Origin of the sequence: Kitasatospora sp. NPDC101235, assembly GCF_044767505.1 — a bacterium.
Taxonomy (GTDB): domain Bacteria; phylum Actinomycetota; class Actinomycetes; order Streptomycetales; family Streptomycetaceae; genus Kitasatospora.
Genome location: NZ_JBIWNZ010000002.1, coordinates 170531 through 188516, shown reverse-complemented (window position 1 = coordinate 188516; position 17986 = coordinate 170531). Strand labels below are relative to the sequence as shown.

Sequence of the window (17986 nt, the reverse complement as noted above, 5' to 3'; positions counted from 1 at the left end):
CTTCGGCGTGCGCAGGGGGTGGGGCGGGCTACTTGAGCGCCTGCGCCAGCTCGGCCAGCTCGTCGTAGGAGGCGGTGCCGGTGAGCAGGGCGGTTCCGGGGCCGGTCTGCACGGCCAGCGCGCGGTCCTTCTCGCCCTGCACCCGGTCCCAGGTGCGGCCGGCCACCTCGGAGGTGCCGTCCGGCTTGGCGCCCTTCACGTAGTCGGCCAGCAGGGAGTCGCGCGGCACGTCGCTCTGCTCGACCGCCGCGTACTGGCCGGAGGGGGTCACGAAGCCCAGGTGCCAGGCGTTGCCCTTGCCGTTGTTCTGGTCGGCCGGCCGGTAGGTGACCGAGGTGGCCCGCCACTGCCCCGGCAGCCCCTCCGGGGACAGCAGCGGGTACGGCGCGGCGCGCTTGGCGGAGGCCGCCTCCACCCTGTACCCGACCACGCGCACCGGGTCGCCGCCGTTGCCGTGCGGAAGGAACAGGTACCCGACCCCGACGACGAAACCGACCGCCAGCATCGACAGGACCATGTCCCGTACGGTCTGCCGGCCCCTCATGCCCTTGCTGTCTGCTGCCACCCCCACATGGTGACCCATCCACATCTCCGGGCCTCCACCAGGGGTGTCCACGTCCGGGTGAAAGGGGACGAACCGGTGGTTTCCGCCACAGAGCAGCGACCTGCGCCACAGACAGTCATCTCGTGGGCAGATACGATCGCAGAACCCTCACCACGGCGTTCGACCAGGCAGTAGTCGGGCGCTCACTGGCCGTCGCGTACAGAGAGGTAACGACGATGACCACGCAGTACCCGCACCACCTTCCCAGTGCCCTGGAGGTCGCGCCCGAGGCTCCCGACCGGAACCTCGCGCTCGAACTCGTCCGGGTCACCGAGGCGGCCGCGATGGCCGCCGGCCGGTGGGTCGGACGTGGCGACAAGAACGGCGCGGACGGCGCCGCCGTCAAGGCGATGCGCACCCTCGTCTCGACCGTCTCGATGAACGGCGTCGTCGTCATCGGCGAGGGCGAGAAGGACGAAGCCCCGATGCTCTACAACGGCGAGCGGGTCGGCGACGGCACCGGCGCCGAGTGCGACGTCGCGGTCGACCCGGTGGACGGCACCACGCTGACCGCCAAGGGCATGAACAACGCGGTGGCCGTGCTGGCCGTCGCCGACCGCGGCACCATGTTCGACCCCAGCGCCGTGTTCTACATGGACAAGCTGGTGGCCGGCCCCGAGGCGGCCGAGTTCGTCGACATCACCGCCCCGGCGGCGGTCAACATCCGCCGGGTCGCCAAGGCCAAGGGCAGCGCCGTCGAGGACGTCACCGTCGTCGTGCTCGACCGCCCGCGCCACGACGGCCTGGTCCGGGAGATCCGCGAGGCGGGCGCCCGGATCAAGTTCATCTCGGACGGCGACGTGGCCGGCGCCATCATGGCCGCCCGCGAGGGCACCGGCGTCGACCTGCTGATGGGCGTCGGCGGCACCCCGGAGGGCATCATCGCGGCCTGCGCGATGAAGTGCATGGGCGGCGTGATCCAGGGCCGGCTGTGGCCCAAGGACGACGCCGAGCGGCAGAAGGCCCTGGACGCCGGCCACGACCTGGACCGGGTGCTCACCACGGACGACCTGGTCAGCGGCGAGAACGTGTTCTTCGTCGCCACCGGCATCACCGACGGCGAGCTGCTGCGCGGCGTGCACTACCGCTCGGAGACCGCCACCACCAGCTCCCTGGTGATGCGCTCCAAGAGCGGCACCATCCGCGAGATCAACTCCACCCACAAGCTCTCGAAGCTGCGGGCGTACAGCGCGATCGACTTCGACCGCGCCAACTGAGCTCCACGGGAGCGCACTTCGCGGCCCCGGCGGGATCCCCCTCCGCCGGGGCCGCGGTGCGCCGTCCTCCCGCTCTCGGGCCCGCCGTCACCCGGCTATCCGGCGCCGCGTGGCCGCCGCCACCCGGGCCGCCTCGCGCAGCTCCGCTTCCCGGCGGCGGCGCCGGGCCAGCACCACCCGCCGCTCGGCGGCCGTCAGCCCGCCCCAGACCCCGTACGGCTCCGGCTGGGCCAGCGCGTGCTCGCGGCACTCCAGCAGCACCGGGCAGCGGGCGCACACCTGCTTGGCCTGCTCCTCGCGCGACAACCGGGCCGCCGTCGGCTCCTTGGAGGGCGCGAAGAACAGCCCCGCCTCGTCCCGCCGACACGCAGCACCGGTGTGCCAGGGATTGTCCTCGCCCGCGGGGGAACCCGCCGGGCCGCCCGGAGACTGCGGCTGCGGGCGGACGCCGGGACGGCGTTCCAGGACCTGCGCAGCGGCGACTGGCGAGGTGGTGCGGGACTCGATCGGATGCAGCACGGCCGTACTCCTGACGAGGCTCTGGACACGGGGAACCCTCGCTCCCCCGCCGGCCGCGAGCCCCCGCTGTCCAACCCCGGCACGGCCGCTCGGCCGCCTCCGGTGCGCAGCCGTCCAAGAAGCGATGTGCGGAAGGAACTACCCCGCCCGACCGCGATTCATGCACACTGCACGCAATCGACTACGCAGTGCACCGGCCGCAACACCGAGCGCCCGACCGGGAGTTGATCCCCAGCCGGGCGCTGCGCAGGTCAACGACGATCAGTCGGCGCCGAGTTGGCGGCGCACCCACTCCTTCAGCTTCTTGCCCCGGCGCGGCTTGGCCTCGCAACCGCCGAACAGCGCAAGGCCCTTGACCCGGACGACCGGAGCGTACGGGTCCGCCGCGGTCTGCTCCCGGACGTCGAACCCGCCGAAGATGCCGACGCCGGATCCCTGCAGGCTCACGTTCTCCGGGACCCGGACCTCGACCCCGCCGAAGATCGCCGTCACCGTGATCTCCACCTCGGGAGACTCGAACACGGCGTCGGTCAGGTCGATCTCCACCCCGCCGAACGCGGCGAAGGCGCTCAGGTGCGAGCCCACCCGCCAGCGGCCCTTGCGGGACGCGCCGCCGAAGATCGCCACCACCGTCGGGGACTCCTGGCGCGCGGGCGGCTGCGGCGGCCGCGTCGCCTGCGGGGCGTCCAACGGCGGCTTCTCGAAGGACAGCGGACGGGCCGGCAGGTCCCGGGTCAGCGGCACGAGGTCGCCGAAGGTCTTCGCGGCGTAGGCGGCCTCGATGCGTTCCGCGTGCTCGTCCGCGTCCAGGCGGCCCTCGGCGTAGGCGTCCCGCAGCAGTTCCGCGACCTTCTCGCGGTCGGCGTCGGAGACGCGCAGCTCCGCCTCCGCGACCGGCGCGTGCGGCCGCGGTGCGGTCTCGGCCTTGGCGTCGGGCTTGAGTTCGGGTTTGGTCATCGGTACGGGCGCCGGCACCGGCGGCTGCCCCGGGTCGTCGTGCGACGGCGAGTTGTCCACGGGGTCAGCCTAGTCGGTCGCACTCCTGCGCGAGTGAGCCCGGTCACGCAAGGCGGACCTGTCCGCATGCCGACTTCCACCGGGTCATACCCTGGATGGTGCTTCGCCGACGCAGCCGGACCAACTGGACAGCTAAGGACCGCCCCCATGGCTCCCACGCCAGACTTCGAGTACAGCGACCTGCTCCCCCTGGGCGCTGACCCGACCCCGTACCGCAAGCTCACCTCCGAGGGTGTCTCCACCTTCGAGGCCGGCGGTCGCACCTTCCTCCAGGTCGAGCCCGAGGCGCTGCGGCTGCTGACGGCCGAGGCGATGCACGACATCTCGCACTACCTGCGCCCCGCCCACCTCGCCCAGCTGCGCCGCATCCTGGACGACCCGGAGGCCAGCCCCAACGACCGCTTCGTCGCGCTCGACCTGCTGAAGAACGTCAACATCTCGGCCGGCGGCATCCTCCCGATGTGCCAGGACACCGGCACCGCGATCGTCATGGGCAAGCGCGGCCAGAACGTGCTGACCGAGGGCGGCGACGAGTCCGCCATCGCGCGCGGCGTGTACGACGCGTACACCAAGCTCAACCTGCGCTACTCCCAGATGGCCCCGGTGACCATGTGGGACGAGAAGAACACCGGCAACAACCTGCCGGCCCAGATCGAGCTGTACGCCACCGACGGCGACGCCTACAAGTTCCTGTTCATGGCCAAGGGCGGCGGCTCCGCCAACAAGTCGTACCTGTACCAGGAGACCAAGGCCATCCTGAACGAGGCGAGCATGCTCTCGTTCCTGGAGCAGAAGATCCGCTCGCTGGGCACCGCGGCCTGCCCGCCGTACCACCTGGCCATCGTGATCGGCGGCACCAGCGCCGAGTTCGCGCTGAAGACCGCCAAGTACGCCTCGGCGCACTACCTGGACAACCTGCCGACCTCCGGCGACGCCAGGACCGGTCACGGCTTCCGCGACCTGGAGCTGGAGGCCAAGGTCACCGAGCTGACCCAGAAGATCGGCATCGGCGCCCAGTTCGGCGGCAAGTACTTCTGCCACGACGTGCGCGTGGTGCGCCTGCCGCGCCACGGCGCCTCGCTGCCGGTCGCGATGGCCGTCTCCTGCTCCGCCGACCGCCAGGCGCTCGGCAAGATCACCGCCGAGGGCGTGTTCCTGGAGCAGCTGGAGACCGACCCGGCGAAGTACCTGCCGGACACCACCGACGAACACCTCGACGACGACGTGGTGCGGGTCGACCTCAACCAGCCGATGTCCGCGATCCGCGCCGAGCTGTCCAAGTACCCGGTGAAGACCCGGCTCTCGCTCACCGGCACCCTGGTGGTCGCCCGTGACATCGCCCACGCCAAGATCAAGGAGCGCCTGGACGCCGGCGAGGGCATGCCCGAGTACCTCCAGGACCACCCGGTCTACTACGCGGGCCCGGCCAAGACCCCCGAGGGCTACGCCTCCGGCTCCTTCGGCCCGACCACGGCCGGCCGGATGGACTCCTACGTCGACCAGTTCCAGGCGGCCGGCGGCTCGATGGTCATGCTCGCCAAGGGCAACCGCAGCAAGCAGGTCACCGACGCCTGCGCCGCGCACGGCGGCTTCTACCTCGGCTCGATCGGCGGCCCTGCCGCCCGGCTCGCCCAGGACTGCATCAAGAAGGTCGAGGTGCTGGAGTACGCCGAGCTCGGCATGGAGGCGGTCTGGCGCATCGAGGTCGAGGACTTCCCGGCCTTCATCGTCGTCGACGACAAGGGCAACGACTTCTTCCGCGAGACCACCGAGGGCCCGCTGATCACCAACCTGCGCGTCCGCTCCAAGGAGTAGTCCCCCCGCGTTCCCCCACCGCCCCGGCCGCCCCTGCGGCCGGGGCGGTTCCCGTGCCGGCGCGGCCTCCCGGTCACGCGTCGAAGTCGTACTCCAGGACGTAGGAGGCGGCGTCCAGGATCATCTCGTTGAGCTCGACGACCTGCCCCTCGTCGGCGAAGGCGGTGCGGCAGATCAGGATGACCGGGGTGCCTGCGGACAGTTCCAGGCGGGCCGCCTCCTCCGCGCCGGGCATCCGGGAGCGGACCTCCTCGCGGAAGTGCACGGGCTTGGCGCCGATCTCGGCGAGCCGGGCGTAGGTGCCGCCGGGGCCGGTGTCCTCGCGGGTGATGGCGGTGCCCGCGACCAGGACGGCGGGCAGGTAGGAGGTCGAGAGCAGCACCGGCTTGCCGTCCAGGACGAAGCGGCGGTGCCGTACGCACATCGGGGCGCCCGGGTCGACCCCGAGCACCCGGGCCACGTGCTCTGGCGCGCCCTGCTCGGCGACGGACACCTGGTCGACCACCAGGCTGCGGTTGTCGATGTCCGCCGACCATATCGACCGGCCGGACCCCCACTGCCCCTGCGCCAGCCGCTGGATGCCGCGCCGGCGCAGCGGCCGGAAGTCCCGGACGAACACCCCGGCGCCGCGGCGCGCCTCGGCGATGCCCTCGCTCTGCAGCACGCCCAGCGCCTGACGGGCGGTCATCCGGGCCACGCCGTACTCGTCCATGAGGTCGTTCTCGCCGGGCAGGCGGTCGCCCGCGCGGTACCGGCCGGTGTCGATGGCCGCCTTCAGGGCTTCGGCGATCCGTTGGTACTTGGGCCGTTTGTCGCCACTGCTGCCGGTCATCGCCGCTCCCTCTGCCTCGGACAAATCGTAGGCGCGCCCGCGGTCGCCGGTAAGGAGATACGACCGTTGACATCTCTAGAGATATTAGCTTCTCTAGAGATGCTGGCCAGTCGCCGACCAGAGCGAGGAGCGGCACCGTGAGCACCCGACAGCGAAACGCCCCGGCCTACCGGCCGCACGTGGGTGAACTCGTCCTCGACCGGAGGACCGGACGTACCGGCATCTACATGGACACCATCGGCGGCGAGCACTACCTGCGCCCCGAGACCGGCGGCCGGGAATGGACCACCGACCCGCACCAGGTCGGCCCGACCTCCGGGCCCCGCGATTCGGCTGATTGAGATCAGCACCGGGAATTTGCGGAGAAATCCACGCAAACCACAACGCCCAGACCCGGGCAACCGTCCTGGTGAATCCGGAATTCCGGAACGCCCGGGGCCCGCCGCCGGGCACGTTACGGATAACACCGGTCACCATGCGTGCACCGTGGGCGGGAATCGGCCACCGCTATCCACCCGCACGCGAATTGGCGCGCGCATAACCAACAGCGCCCCCGTGCCCGGACGGGGGCACGGGGGCACTCGGGTGACACGGCTTACGGGTTGCCGCCGATGAGGCTCTCCGGCTTGTACGGGCTGTCCGACTTGCCGTCGGCCGGCTCGGCGGGCTCCTCGATGTACTGGCCCTCGTCGCCGAACGCACCGTCCTCGAACGCGTTCTTCTCCGCGTCGGTCGGCGCGGTGTACTCGGCGGGGTTCGAGGCCGCGGCCACCGCGCCCTCGACAGCCTTGCCCGCCTCCACAGCGGCGGCCGGGGCCTCGGTCTTCGCCTCGTTCTCGGGCGCCGACGCCACCGGGGTCTCGCTCTGGTCGTTGGCCATTGGGCGGCCGCCTTTCAGTCATCAATTGTCGTCAGCCCGGCCTCCGTGGCTCGGGCGCGCGGACAGTATCGTAGAGTTGATTAAATGTCCGATAAACATCGTGCGGCTTGCGGCGCCGTCCGGCAGTGTCGGGTGCCCGCCTAAGCTGAAGCATCACGGCGGACCGCCGAGCGCCCTTTCACGGAATCGACACCACAGGCCATCGGGGGACTTCATGGAGTTTCGGGAGACGCCGCAGAACCCTGCGCTGCGCTTCCAAGTCCTCGGTCCGGTCCAGGCCTGGCTCGACGGGGAACCCCTCTCCCTCGGCTCCCCCCAGCAGCAGGCCGTTCTGACCACCCTCCTGCTGCACTCCGGCCGTCCGGTCGCCACCCAGGACCTGGTGGACGCGCTCTGGGGCGAACGGCCGCCGGCCCAGGCCGTGGCCGCGCTTCGCACCTACGTCTCCCGGCTGCGCTCCGTCATCGAGCCCCGGCGCGAGGTGCGCCGACCCGCCGAGCTGCTGGTCTCGGTCGCCGACGGCTACGCGCTGCGCATCCCGGGCGAAGCACTCGACCTGACGGTCTTCGAGCGGCTCTCCGCCGAGGCCGCCGCCGCCCGCACCGCGGGCGACAGGCACAAGGCGCACCGTCTGCTGGCGCAGGCGCTGGACCTGTTCAGCGGCCGCCCGCTGACCGGCATCCCCGGCCCCTACGCCGACGCCCAGCGACTGCGGCTCGCCGAGCGCCAGGTGGCCGCCGCCGAGGAGCTGTGCGCGGCCGCCCTGGAGATCGGCCTGCACGCCGAGATCGTCGGCGAGCTCAACAGCCTGACGGCCGAACACCCGCTGCGCGAGCGGCTGCGCGAGCTGCTGATGCTGGCGCTGTACCGCTGCGGCCGTCAGGCCGAGGCGCTCGGCGTCTACACCGACACCCGGAAACTGCTGATCGAGGAGCTCGGGGTCGAACCGGGCGCGGGCCTGTCCGCGATGCACACCCGCATCCTCGCCGCCGATCCCGACCTGGCTCCGCCCATCGCGTCCGCCCCCGCCACCCGGGAGGATGGACCGGCCGCACCACCTGCCCAACTTCCGGCGGACGTCTCGGACTTCAGCGGTCGCACCGAGCTGGTGGGCGACCTCTCGACGGTCCTGATGAACGCCACCGGCCAGGCCGTGGTGGTCACCTCGCTGGCCGGCATCGGCGGCGTCGGCAAGACCACCCTCGCGGTGCACGTCGCCCACCGGGTCCGGGCCGAGTTCCCGGACGGGCAGCTGTACGTGGACCTGCGTGGCGCCGGTGCCACGCCCGCCGACCCGGCGGGCGTGCTGGGCGACTTCCTGCACGCGCTCGGTGTCACCGAGAGCCCGGACTCGCTGGAGCAGCGCGCCGCCCTCTACCGCTCACTGCTCGCCAACCGGCGGATGCTGATCCTGCTGGACAACGCCCGCGACGCCGACCAGATCCGACCGCTCATCCCCGGTGTCTCCGGCTGCGCCGTACTCGCCACCAGCCGCTCCCGGCTGGCCGGCATCCCCGGCGCCCAGCTGTTCGACGTCGAGGAACTGACCCCGGACGAGGCGCTGGCACTGTTCTCGGCCATCGTCGGTGAGCAGCGGGTCGCCGCCGAGCCGGAGGCGGCCATGCAGGTCGTCACCGCCTGCGGCTTCCTGCCGCTGGCCGTCCGCATCGCCGCCGCCCGGCTGGCCAGCCGACCGCGCTGGAGCGTCTCCGACCTGGCCCGTCGGTTAGCGGACCAGCGCCGGCGGCTGGACGAACTCCAGCTCGGCAACCTCGCCGTGGAGACCACCATCGGCCTCGGCTACGGACAGTTGACCGTGGACGAGGCCCGCGCCTTTCGGCTGCTCGCCCTGATCGACTCCCCCGACATCCCACTGGCGGCCGCCGCGGCGCTGCTCGGCGCGGACGAGTACACCGCCGAGGACCTCGCCGAGGCGCTGGTCGAGGCGAACATGCTGGAGTGCTTCACTCCCGGCCGCTACCGCTATCACGACCTCCTCCGGCTCTACGCCCAGCGGCAGAACGAGCGGATCGGGGACACCGGGGAGCAGGAGGAGGCGGTCCTGCGCCTGCTCGGTCTGCTGATCCCGACCGTCCGTAACGCTGCCCAGGTCATCGAGCCGGACGACCTGCTGCCCGAGTTGCTCACCGCCCCCGCCTCGGCGGGGATCGACCTACCGACCAGTGGCTCCGCCCAGGGCTGGCTCCGGACCGAGGGCGCCCTTCTGCTCTACGCCACGGCCGCGGCGGCGGACGGTCCTCGCGCCGCCCAGCACGCGGCGATCGACCTGCTGCTCCTGCTGTACAGCCTCGGCCCGGACCCCACTCACGGCCCTCAGGGCCGGCAGATCCTGGAGACCATCGGCCGCGACGCGGAGCGCTGCGGCGACCGCGCCGCGCTCGCCCGGGTCCACCTCGCCCTCGGCACACTGGAGTCCGTCACCAGTGACTTCCAGGGGGCCGAGCAGTCGTTCCGCCGGAGCCTGGTCCACCAGTCGCCGAACGATCCGACGCTTCTCCTGATGGCCACGGCCAACATGCTGGGCGTGATGCTGAACGTCGGCAACCGTCCGGCCGAGGCCCTGTCGTTCTACGAACAGGCCCGTGCCACCAGCCAGGCCGTCGGCGCACCGACGGCCGAAGCACGGGTGGTCAGCAACATGGCCCGGGCGCAGCACCGGCTCGGCATGACCGAGACGGCGGTCAAGTCGGCCCGCGACGGCGTCGCGGCCGCCCGGGCCTCCAAGAACAGCCCGCTCCTCGCCCAGACCCTCTACCAACTCGGTGTGGTCCTCACCGGCGGCGAGGCCGTCCCGCACCTGCGCGAGGCGCACCGCCTCTACCAGTCCCACCAGAACCCCCTCTGGGAGGGCTACACCCTCGCCCGCCTCGCCTCCGCCCTGCTCTCCGCCGAGGAGCCCGCCGAGGCCGCCGAGGCCGCCGGCGAGTCCCTGGCGATCGCCCAGGAGCTGGGCTCCGCCTACGGCCAGGGCCTGGCGAACGCCGCGCTGGGCGAGGCGCTGTTGGCGCTCGCCCAGCCGGCCCGCGGACTCGCGTGCCTCCAGGAGGCCCACGCGATCTTCACACGGCTCGGTGTGCCCGAGGCCTCCCCCGTGGCGGACCTCATCTCCCAGCAGCACACCGAGCCCCTCTCTCCCCCCGCGCCGTAAGGCCTCCGCTCCCCCACGGAGAACCTCCCCCCGTTCCGCGCGTCGGCGCTCCCGCAGCCCCCCGGCTGCGGGAGCGCCCTCAACGCTTCCCCGGCGCTGGACTCCACTGTGCACCGGATCGATTGACGTTCAATAAACGTCAGATAGTCCGCCCGCGGAGCGGCAAAACCGCAGGTCATCGACGTCACCCTGGCGCGCCGTCCGGCGTGCGGGGTCTCGCGCACAACCCTGCCCGCACCCTCGTGCTTCCACAACCCCGGCCACAACGGCCCAAGCACGGCGAGTTGGCCGGAAAGGGACCCCATGGTCCAGTGATCGCGCATATTCTCAGATGCCAGTACGCACACGAGTGTCTGCCGGAAACCCGTCGGGGTGCGAAGTCCGGCCACGTGGTGCGGCGTGCGTGACGTACCGCCACCGGCAGCGGCCCACGGGGCCGCGGAGGAGCCACCGGAGGCCACGGGTGGAAGGGTGCCTCGCAACGTGACGACCGGACAGATATCCGACCCGTTCCCCGTCGGCGAGGACGCCGGCGACGACGATCCCGAGGTACGGCGGCGGCGGGCGGCCCGGGCACTGCAGGCGGTCGCCTTCGACACCATCGGCGCCGGGTACGGCGAGGCCTTCCCCGCCAAGGACGGACAGCTGGCCTGCGGCCGGCTGCTGCTCGCCCGGCTCGAACCCGGCGCCCCGGTGCTGGACGTGGGCTGCGGCACGGGTGACCCGACCGTCCGGCAGCTGGCCGCGGGCGGTCTGCGGGTGACCGGAGCGGACCTCTCCGACGGAATGCTCGCGCTGGCCCGGCGGACCGCCTTCCCGGGCGTGTTCCCGCCGGTCTTCCATCGGATCGACCTGTACGATCTGGCCACCGAGCGCGCGGGCCGGGTCTGGAACGCCCCCGAACTGGGGCCGGACGGCCGGGGCCACTTCGCCGCGGTCACCGCGTTCTTCTCGCTGATCCTGCTGCCGCAGGACGAGATCCCGACCGTGCTCGGGCGGCTGCACGAACTCCTGCGGCCCGGCGGACTGCTGGCGCTCGGTATGGTCGAGGCGGACCTGGATCACGTTCCGCTTCCGTTCCTTGGCAGAGAGCTGCGGATCAGTGGGTATCTGAGGGAGGATCTGGAGCGGGTTCTGGTCTCGGCCGGCTTCGCCGTCGAGGAGTGCTCGGGGCATCCGTACGCACCGGCCAGTACCTCGCTGCCGCCGGAGGAACAGCTGTTCCTGTGCTGTCGACGCGTCGGCTGATCGAACCGGGACAGGACCGGCCGCACCCGCGGCCGGTGCAACAGAACAGCTCACCGACCACACAGAATCCAGGACAGGCAGCCGTGCGCGACCAGCTCAAGACCGAGGCGGAGCAGCCGCCCGCCGTCCCGGGCCAGCGCCGTCAGGTCCCGGCCCCGACCTCGGCCCCGACGGCGGCGGGCCCGGCTTCGCCCTCGGCCCCGGCCCTGACGGTGGCCCCGGCTGCGGCGAAGCGGGCCGGCGCACGGCCGGAGCGCACCGAGATGGCGGTCCGCCTGGCGTACCTCGACTCGGCGACCCGGCGGATCAACAGCGCCCTCGACCTCGCCGCGACGCTGCGCAACATCGGCCGGGTACTGGTCCCGACGCTCGCCGACGCCGCCGTCATCCACCTGCGCGACCCGCTGCCCAACGTCGAACGCGAACCCGGCTTCCCGGAGGAGCTGCGGATACACCACAGCACCGGCACCCGGATCGGCCGGCGCGGCCGCCCGAGCGGCCTGGACGACCGGCGCCGTTCCCGCTACGGCGCCCGTTCGACCGCCGACGGCGGCCCGGCCACCCCGGTGACCCGCGGCGGGGCGCTCGCCCACGCCCTGCTGAGCCGCCGCCCCGCCGAGCCGGCCGTCCTCGGCACGCCCTCCGCCGAGCGCGCCGAGACCCTGCTGCGCGAGCTGTACGGCACCCGCGGGGTGGCCCGGCTGGCCGCCGGCACCTCCGTCCTCGCCCTGCCGCTTCGCGGCCGCAAGGCCGTGCTCGGACTGCTGATACTGATCCGCCGCCCTCCCGAACGCACCGGCCGCCCGGTCTTCGACGCCGCGGACACCGCGACCGCGGCGCACCTCGCCACCCAGGCCGGGCTGGCCGTGGACACCGCGCTGCGCTACGCCCGCGAGTGGGAGATCGCCAACGAGCTCCAGCGCAGCATGCTGCCGCTGCGCCTGCCGCAGTCGCACGGCGTCCGGATCGCCCAGCGCTACCTGCCGGGTGAGCGCGGCGCGCAGGTCGGCGGGGACTGGTACGACGCCGTCCCGCTGCCCGGCAACCGGGTCGCCCTGATCGTGGGCGACGTGATGGGCCACTCGCTCACCTCGGCCGCCATCATGGGCCAGCTGCGCACCAGCGCCCAGACCCTGGCCGCCCTCGACCTGCCGCCGCACGAGGTGCTCTACCACCTGGACGAACAGGCCCAGCGGCTCGGCCGTGAACAGCACCTGGCCACCTGCGTCTACGCGGTGTACGACCCGATCGCCAACCGGGTGGTGATGGCCAACGCCGGGCACGTCCCGCCGGTGCTGGTCCGCCCGGACGGGACCGCCGAGCTGGTCGAGCTGGACTCCGGGGCGCCGATCGGCGTCGGCGGGGTGGACTTCAACTCCGTCGAGCTGCCCGCACCGCCCGGCTCGGCGCTGCTGTTGTTCACCGACGGCCTGGTGGAGACCCGCACCCGCCCGATCAGCGACGGCCTGGAGGTGCTGCGCGCCCGGATCGCCGCCGCCCGCTGGCAGTCCCCCGAGCAGCTGTGCCAGGAGGCGCTGCGGATCCTGCCGCCCGGCGACCGCGGCGACGACATCGCACTGCTCGGCGCCTGCTTCGACGGCATCCCGGCCGGGGACGTCGCGCACTGGTACCTCCAGCCGCGCAACGAGACACCGGGCCGGGCCCGTCGGCTGGCCGCGCACACGCTGCGCCGCTGGGGGCTGGACGAGCTCAGCGAGGGGACGGAACTGATGGTCAGCGAGCTGGTGACCAACGCCGTCCAGCACGCGACCCGGCCGGTCACCCTGAGCCTGGTGCGCACCACCCGGCTGCGCTGCGAGGTCGGCGACGACAGCCCGCTGCTGCCGCGCCCGCGCCGCACCGGGCCGGAGGACGAACGCGGGCGCGGGCTGCAGATAGTCGCCCGGTGCGCGGACCGCTGGGGCGCGACCAGGCTGGGCACCGGCAAGGTGGTCTGGTTCGAGCAGCGGCTGCCCGTGCAGACGTGACGGCGCCCGGCGGGAGGGTTCCCGCCGGGCGCCTCGTACGGGCCGTCAGACCCGGGTCGGCTCCTTGGCCGGCTCCTCGGCCGGCTGCTCCGCCAGCCGGGCGATCAGCTGCTCGCCCTCCATGTCCACCCGCGGCACGACCTTCTCCAGCCGCTTCGGGAACCACCAGGCGGCCTTGCCGAACAGCGCCATCGCGGCCGGCACCAGCGCCATCCGCACCACGAAGGCGTCCACCAGCACGCCCACCGCGAGGGCGAAGCCGATCGGCTGGACGATCGGGTCGTGGCCGAAGACGAACGAGCCGAACACCGCCACCATGATCAGCGCGGCCGCGGTGACCACCCGGGCCCCGTTCCGCACGCCGGCCACCACGGCCTCGCGCGGCGCCGCGCCGTGGACGTGCTGCTCCTTCATCCCGGAGACCAGGAACAGCTCGTAGTCCATCGCCAGCCCGAACAGCACGCCGATCAGCAGGATCGGCACGAAGCTCACCACCGGCCCGACCTTGGGCACGTCGATCAGCCCGTCCAGCCAGCCCCACTGGTAGACCGCGACCACCGCGCCGAGCGAGGCGGTGATGCTGAGCAGGAACCCGGCCACCGCCTTGAGCGGGACGAGCACCGAGCGGAATGCCAGCGCCAGCAGCACCACCGCGATCCCGGCGATCACCGCGAGGAACGGCGGCAGTGCCTGGCCGAGCTTGGTGGAGACGTCGATGTTGGCGGCCGTGGTGCCGGTGACGGCGATGTCCGCGCCGGTCGCCGACTTCAGCTCCGTCTTCTGGCCGCGGATCTCGTTGACCAGCGCCTTGGTGTCCTCGTGGTCCGGGCCGGTCCGCGGGATGACGGTCACCAGCGCGGTGCGGCTCGCCTGGTCGACGGCCGGCGGCAGCAGCGTGCCGACGCCGTCGAGGGTCTGGAGCTTCGCGGCCACGCCCTGCACCGCCTGCTCGGGCTGCGGAGCCCCGTGGGCGTCCACCACGACCACCAGCGGCGCGTTGAAGCCCGGCCCGAAGCTCTCGCCGACCAGGTCGTACGCCTTGCGCGCGTCCGTCCCGGCGGCCTGCGAACCGGCGCTCGGCAGACCGAGGTCCAGGCTCGCGGCGGGCACCGCCAGGGTGCCCAGCCCGGCCAGTGCGACCAGCAGGACGGGCAGCGGGCGGCGGACCACGAAGCGGCCCCAGCGCTCGCCCAGGGTGGTGCGGCCGTTGGCGGTCAGGGCCCGCTTCCAGACGGGCAGCCGGTCGATGGCCCGGCCGGTGAAGCCCAGCACGGCGGGCAGCAGCGTGATCGCGACCAGGACGGCCACCACCACGGCCCCGGAGGCGGCCAGACCCATCACGGTGAGGAAGGGGACGCCCGCGACGGCGAGTCCGGCGAGCGCGACGACCACGGTCAGGCCGGCGAAGACGACGGCGCTGCCGGCGGTCGCGGTGGCCCGGGCTGCGGCCTCCTCCGGCTCCAGGCCCTCGTCCAGGTGGCGGCGGTGCCGGAAGAGGATGAACAGCGCGTAGTCGATGCCGACGGCGAGGCCGACCATCAGGGCCAGCACCGGCGCGGTGGTGATGATCTCGAAGGAGCCGGTGAGCGCCAGCAGGCCGGCCATCGTCACGCCGACGCCGACCAGCGCGGTCAGCAGCGGCAGCCCGGCGGCGACCAGCGTGCCGAGGGTCACCACCAGCACCAGCCCGGCCACCACCAGGCCGATCGCCTCGCTGCCGCCCTCGATCCGGGCCATCGTGTTGTACGCGTCGCCGCCGAAGGCCACGTCCAGCCCGGCCGCGCGGGCCGGCTCGGCGGCGGCCTTCACGGCCTCGCGCTGCTGGTCGGTGACGTCGGCGAGCTTGTGGTCGAACGAGACCAGCGCGAGCGCGACCTTCCCGTCCGGCGAGAGCGCACCGGTGGCGTACGGGTCCGGCACCGCGGCCACGCCCGGCACCTGGGCGATCCGGGCGACGGCCTCGCCGACCGCCCTGCCCGCCTCGGGCGTCCCGATGCCGCCGGGCGCACCGGCGGCGAAGACGACCTGCGCGGAGCCGTGGCCCTGCGCCGGGAAGGTGTCCTTGATCCGGTCCAGGGTGGCCTGCGCCTCGGTGCCCGGAACCTTGAACTCATCGGTGGTCTTGCCGGCGAAGGCGCCCGCGGCCCCGCCGATGGCGATGAGCAGGGCGATCCAGACGGCGACGACGGCCCGTCGCCGCCGGAAGCAGTATCGGCCCAGTCGGTACAGGTACGTGGCCATCGGCGGTCCCTCGGGTCGGTCAGGGCAGGTCGCGTCCCACCGTAGACCGAACTTTGTCGAGCGACAAAGTTGGCCGACAAGATCATGCGACACAGTTGCTCGCTCGTGGCGCTACCCTGGCTGAATGGCTCACGTCCCCGCCTCCGAACGCCGACCGCAACTGGTCCAGGCCGCGATCGACCTGATGACCAGGGAGGGAATCGCGGCCGGCAGCACCCGCGCGATCGCGGCCGAGCTGGGCGTGGCACAGGCGACGGTGCACTACACCTTCGGCACCAAGAAGGACCTCTACCGGGCGGTCGTCCAGCAGCTGAAGTCCGACTTCGTCGGCGAGGTGCGCGCCGCCTCCCCCGGCGACGGCGCGTTCGGCGAACAGGTCCGCACCCTGGTGCACGCGCTCTGGGAGGCCGCCACCGGCGAGCACGGGCGCTGCGTGCTGCTGAGCGAGTTCGGGGCGCTGGCCATGCGCGACCCGGACATGCAGGAGATCATGCTCGGGCTCCAGCACGACATCGAGGGCACCGCCGCCGAGATGCTCAGCGCCCTCGCGGCCGCCCACGGCCTGGCCCTGGCGCTGCCCGCCCGCCGGATCGCCGTCCACTTCCTCAGCGGCTTCGACGGCCTGACGGCCCGCCACCTCACCCTGCGCCGGCCCGGCGACCGCCCCGACCAGGACACCCTGGAGGCGCTGGAGCTCCTGGTCGCGACGACGGTCGGGCTCTGCCTGGGCACCCCGGCAGCGGAACTCCGCCAGACCTCCTAGGAGGCGATCCGGACCGGCAGCTCGGCCAGCACCTCGCGCAGCGCGGCCGCGAAGCGCTCGTACTCGGCGCTGCGGGCCGAGCCCGGCCGGACGGCCAGCCCGATCCGGCGGCCGGGCGCCGGGGCGGCGAAGCGGACGGCGGCCAGCCGATCGGTGCGCCCGGCCTCGACGTCCAGCGCGGTGGCGGGCAGCAGGGTCACCCCGAGGCCCCCGGCGACCAGCTGGACCAGGGTGGACAGGCCTGCGGCGCGGGTGGTCGAGCCCGCCGGGGCGGCGCCGACCTCGCGGCAGATGTCCAGCGCCTGGTCGCGCAGGCAGTGGCCCTCCTCCAGCAGCAGCACGTCCAGGTCGAGCAGCACGTCGCGCGGCACGTCGATCCGCCCGGCGAGCGGGTGGCCGGGCGGGGTGAGCAGGACGAAGTCCTCGTCGAACAGCGGGATGTCCCTGGTCGGCGAGGCCCCGCCGGCCGGCAGCGCGAGCAGCAGGACGTCCAGCCGCCCGGCGGCCAGGCCCTCCAGCAGCGAGGGGGTGCGCTCCTCGTGGACGTGCAGCTCCAGGTCCGGGAAGCGGTCGCGGACCAGCCGCAGCACGGTGGGCAGCAGGTAGGGCGCGACGGTCGGGATGACGCCCAGGTGCAGCGGCCCGGTGAACGGGCGGCGGGCGGCCTCGACCTCCTCGGTGAGGGCCTGCAGCGAGGCGAGCACCCGACGGGCGTGCTGGCGCACGCGCTCCCCCAGCGGGGTGACAATCACCTTGCGCGTCGTACGCTCGACCAACTGCGCGCCCAGCGACTCCTCCAGCGCCGCGACCGCCCCGGACAGTGCGGGCTGGCTGGTCCCGGTGGCGGCGGCGGCCTCCCGGAAGTGCCGGTGCTCGGCCACCGCGACGAAGGCCCGCAGCTGGGCGACGGTCGGCGTGCGCGGGCTGCGGACTGTGGCGCTCGCCACAGTCTGGTCACCCTTGGTGCCGGTGTTCCTGCGGGGACCCGGCCGCGACGTGGGGGATTCGGTACTGATAACAATCTCCGATCAGACACATCCAGTGTAGCTATTTCCCTGATCAGTCCACGATGTGGAATCGTGAGTGATGTCCGGATTCCGGACAAAGCTCCCCTCATCTCACTTCAGGAGAAGCGAACGTGCTCACGATCGGTGACAAGTTCCCCGAGTTCGACCTCAAGGCCTGTGTCGACCTGGACGCCGCGAGCGCCTTCGCCGACATCAACCACAAGTCCTACGAGGGCAAGTGGAAGGTCGTCTTCTTCTGGCCGATGGACTTCACCTTCGTCTGCCCGACCGAGATCGCCGCGTTCGGCAAGCTGAACGACGAGTTCGCCGACCGTGACGCCCAGATCCTCGGTGTCTCCGGCGACTCCGAGTTCGTGCACCACGCCTGGCGCAAGGACCACAAGGACCTGCGCGACCTGCCCTTCCCGATGCTGGCCGACATCAAGCACGACCTGATGCGCGACTGCGGCGTCGAGAACGAGGACGGCACCGCCCAGCGCGCCGTCTTCATCGTCGACCCGAACAACGAGATCCAGTTCGTCATGGTGACCGCCGGCTCCGTCGGCCGTAACCCCAAGGAGGTCCTGCGGGTGCTGGACGCCCTGCAGACCGACGAGCTGTGCCCGTGCAACTGGAACAAGGGCGAGGACACCCTCGACGCCCAGGCCCTGCTGGCGGGCTGACCC

Annotated in this window: 15 protein-coding genes; 8 read left to right on the top strand and 7 right to left on the bottom strand. The window is 72.7% G+C overall.

Features of this window, described 5'->3' with window-relative positions; translation table 11 throughout:
• Positions 1-28: 28 nt before the first annotated feature.
• Positions 29-565 carry a DUF4245 domain-containing protein gene (locus ACIRRH_RS04295; protein WP_403061537.1) on the bottom strand — a complete coding sequence of 179 codons (537 nt, stop codon included), beginning with the start codon at positions 563-565 and terminating at the stop codon, positions 29-31.
• A gap of 215 nt (positions 566-780) precedes the next feature.
• Here ACIRRH_RS04295 and glpX point away from each other — a divergent pair, with 215 nt between their 5' ends.
• Positions 781-1821, top strand: a complete 1041-nt coding sequence (glpX, locus tag ACIRRH_RS04290; RefSeq protein WP_224283188.1) for a class II fructose-bisphosphatase — start codon at positions 781-783, stop codon at positions 1819-1821.
• Positions 1822-1908: 87 nt separating this feature from the next.
• Here the strand turns inward: glpX and ACIRRH_RS04285 are convergent, their stop codons facing one another.
• On the bottom strand, positions 1909-2286 hold the full coding sequence (locus ACIRRH_RS04285; RefSeq protein WP_403062399.1) for a WhiB family transcriptional regulator: 378 nt from the start codon (positions 2284-2286) through the stop codon (positions 1909-1911).
• A 315-nt stretch (positions 2287-2601) separates the two neighbouring features.
• The gene (locus ACIRRH_RS04280; protein ID WP_403061534.1) at positions 2602-3357 is read right to left on the bottom strand and encodes a DUF1707 domain-containing protein; all 756 of its coding nucleotides are present in this window, start codon (positions 3355-3357) and stop codon (positions 2602-2604) included.
• Positions 3358-3504: 147 nt separating this feature from the next.
• Between ACIRRH_RS04280 and ACIRRH_RS04275 the strand changes: the two genes are divergently transcribed.
• Positions 3505-5172, top strand: coding sequence for a fumarate hydratase (locus ACIRRH_RS04275; RefSeq protein ID WP_403061531.1), 1668 nt, complete (start codon positions 3505-3507; stop codon positions 5170-5172).
• Positions 5173-5245: 73 nt separating this feature from the next.
• On the opposite strand, the gene ACIRRH_RS04270 is transcribed toward ACIRRH_RS04275, so the two are convergent.
• Positions 5246-6004 (bottom strand): GntR family transcriptional regulator, encoded by a 759-nt coding sequence (locus ACIRRH_RS04270; RefSeq protein ID WP_403061528.1) that lies wholly within the window; start codon positions 6002-6004, stop codon positions 5246-5248.
• A 137-nt stretch (positions 6005-6141) separates the two neighbouring features.
• Between ACIRRH_RS04270 and ACIRRH_RS04265 the strand changes: the two genes are divergently transcribed.
• On the top strand, positions 6142-6345 hold the full coding sequence (locus ACIRRH_RS04265; protein WP_224282603.1) for a hypothetical protein: 204 nt from the start codon (positions 6142-6144) through the stop codon (positions 6343-6345).
• Positions 6346-6599: 254 nt separating this feature from the next.
• Here ACIRRH_RS04265 and ACIRRH_RS04260 read toward each other — a convergent pair whose 3' ends face one another.
• Positions 6600-6884: a hypothetical protein gene (locus ACIRRH_RS04260; protein ID WP_403061525.1), complete on the bottom strand. Its 285-nt coding sequence runs from the start codon at positions 6882-6884 to the stop codon at positions 6600-6602.
• A 214-nt stretch (positions 6885-7098) separates the two neighbouring features.
• On the opposite strand from ACIRRH_RS04260, the gene ACIRRH_RS04255 reads away from it, so the two are divergent.
• The 3 genes from ACIRRH_RS04255 to ACIRRH_RS04245 all read left to right on the top strand — a co-directional run bounded on the left by ACIRRH_RS04255 (position 7099) and on the right by ACIRRH_RS04245 (position 13289).
• The gene (locus ACIRRH_RS04255; RefSeq protein ID WP_403061522.1) at positions 7099-10053 is read left to right on the top strand and encodes an AfsR/SARP family transcriptional regulator; all 2955 of its coding nucleotides are present in this window, start codon (positions 7099-7101) and stop codon (positions 10051-10053) included.
• Positions 10054-10536: 483 nt separating this feature from the next.
• Positions 10537-11301 carry a class I SAM-dependent methyltransferase gene (locus tag ACIRRH_RS04250; RefSeq protein WP_403061519.1) on the top strand — a complete coding sequence of 255 codons (765 nt, stop codon included), beginning with the start codon at positions 10537-10539 and terminating at the stop codon, positions 11299-11301.
• A gap of 83 nt (positions 11302-11384) precedes the next feature.
• Positions 11385-13289: a SpoIIE family protein phosphatase gene (locus tag ACIRRH_RS04245; RefSeq protein ID WP_403061516.1), complete on the top strand. Its 1905-nt coding sequence runs from the start codon at positions 11385-11387 to the stop codon at positions 13287-13289.
• 45 nt (positions 13290-13334) lie between these two features.
• On the opposite strand, the gene ACIRRH_RS04240 is transcribed toward ACIRRH_RS04245, so the two are convergent.
• The gene (locus tag ACIRRH_RS04240; protein WP_403061513.1) at positions 13335-15530 is read right to left on the bottom strand and encodes an MMPL family transporter; all 2196 of its coding nucleotides are present in this window, start codon (positions 15528-15530) and stop codon (positions 13335-13337) included.
• Between the two features lie 124 nt (positions 15531-15654).
• Between ACIRRH_RS04240 and ACIRRH_RS04235 the strand changes: the two genes are divergently transcribed.
• Positions 15655-16293 (top strand): TetR/AcrR family transcriptional regulator, encoded by a 639-nt coding sequence (locus tag ACIRRH_RS04235; RefSeq protein ID WP_403061511.1) that lies wholly within the window; start codon positions 15655-15657, stop codon positions 16291-16293.
• On the opposite strand, the gene ACIRRH_RS04230 is transcribed toward ACIRRH_RS04235, so the two are convergent.
• Entirely contained in the window at positions 16290-17240 is a 951-nt protein-coding gene (locus ACIRRH_RS04230; protein WP_403061508.1) for a LysR substrate-binding domain-containing protein, read from the bottom strand. The two genes, ACIRRH_RS04235 and ACIRRH_RS04230, sit on opposite strands and share 4 nt — an antisense overlap.
• Before the next feature lie 191 nt (positions 17241-17431).
• Between ACIRRH_RS04230 and ACIRRH_RS04225 the strand changes: the two genes are divergently transcribed.
• Positions 17432-17983: a peroxiredoxin gene (locus tag ACIRRH_RS04225; protein ID WP_224283642.1), complete on the top strand. Its 552-nt coding sequence runs from the start codon at positions 17432-17434 to the stop codon at positions 17981-17983.
• The last annotated feature ends 3 nt before the right edge of the window (positions 17984-17986 follow it).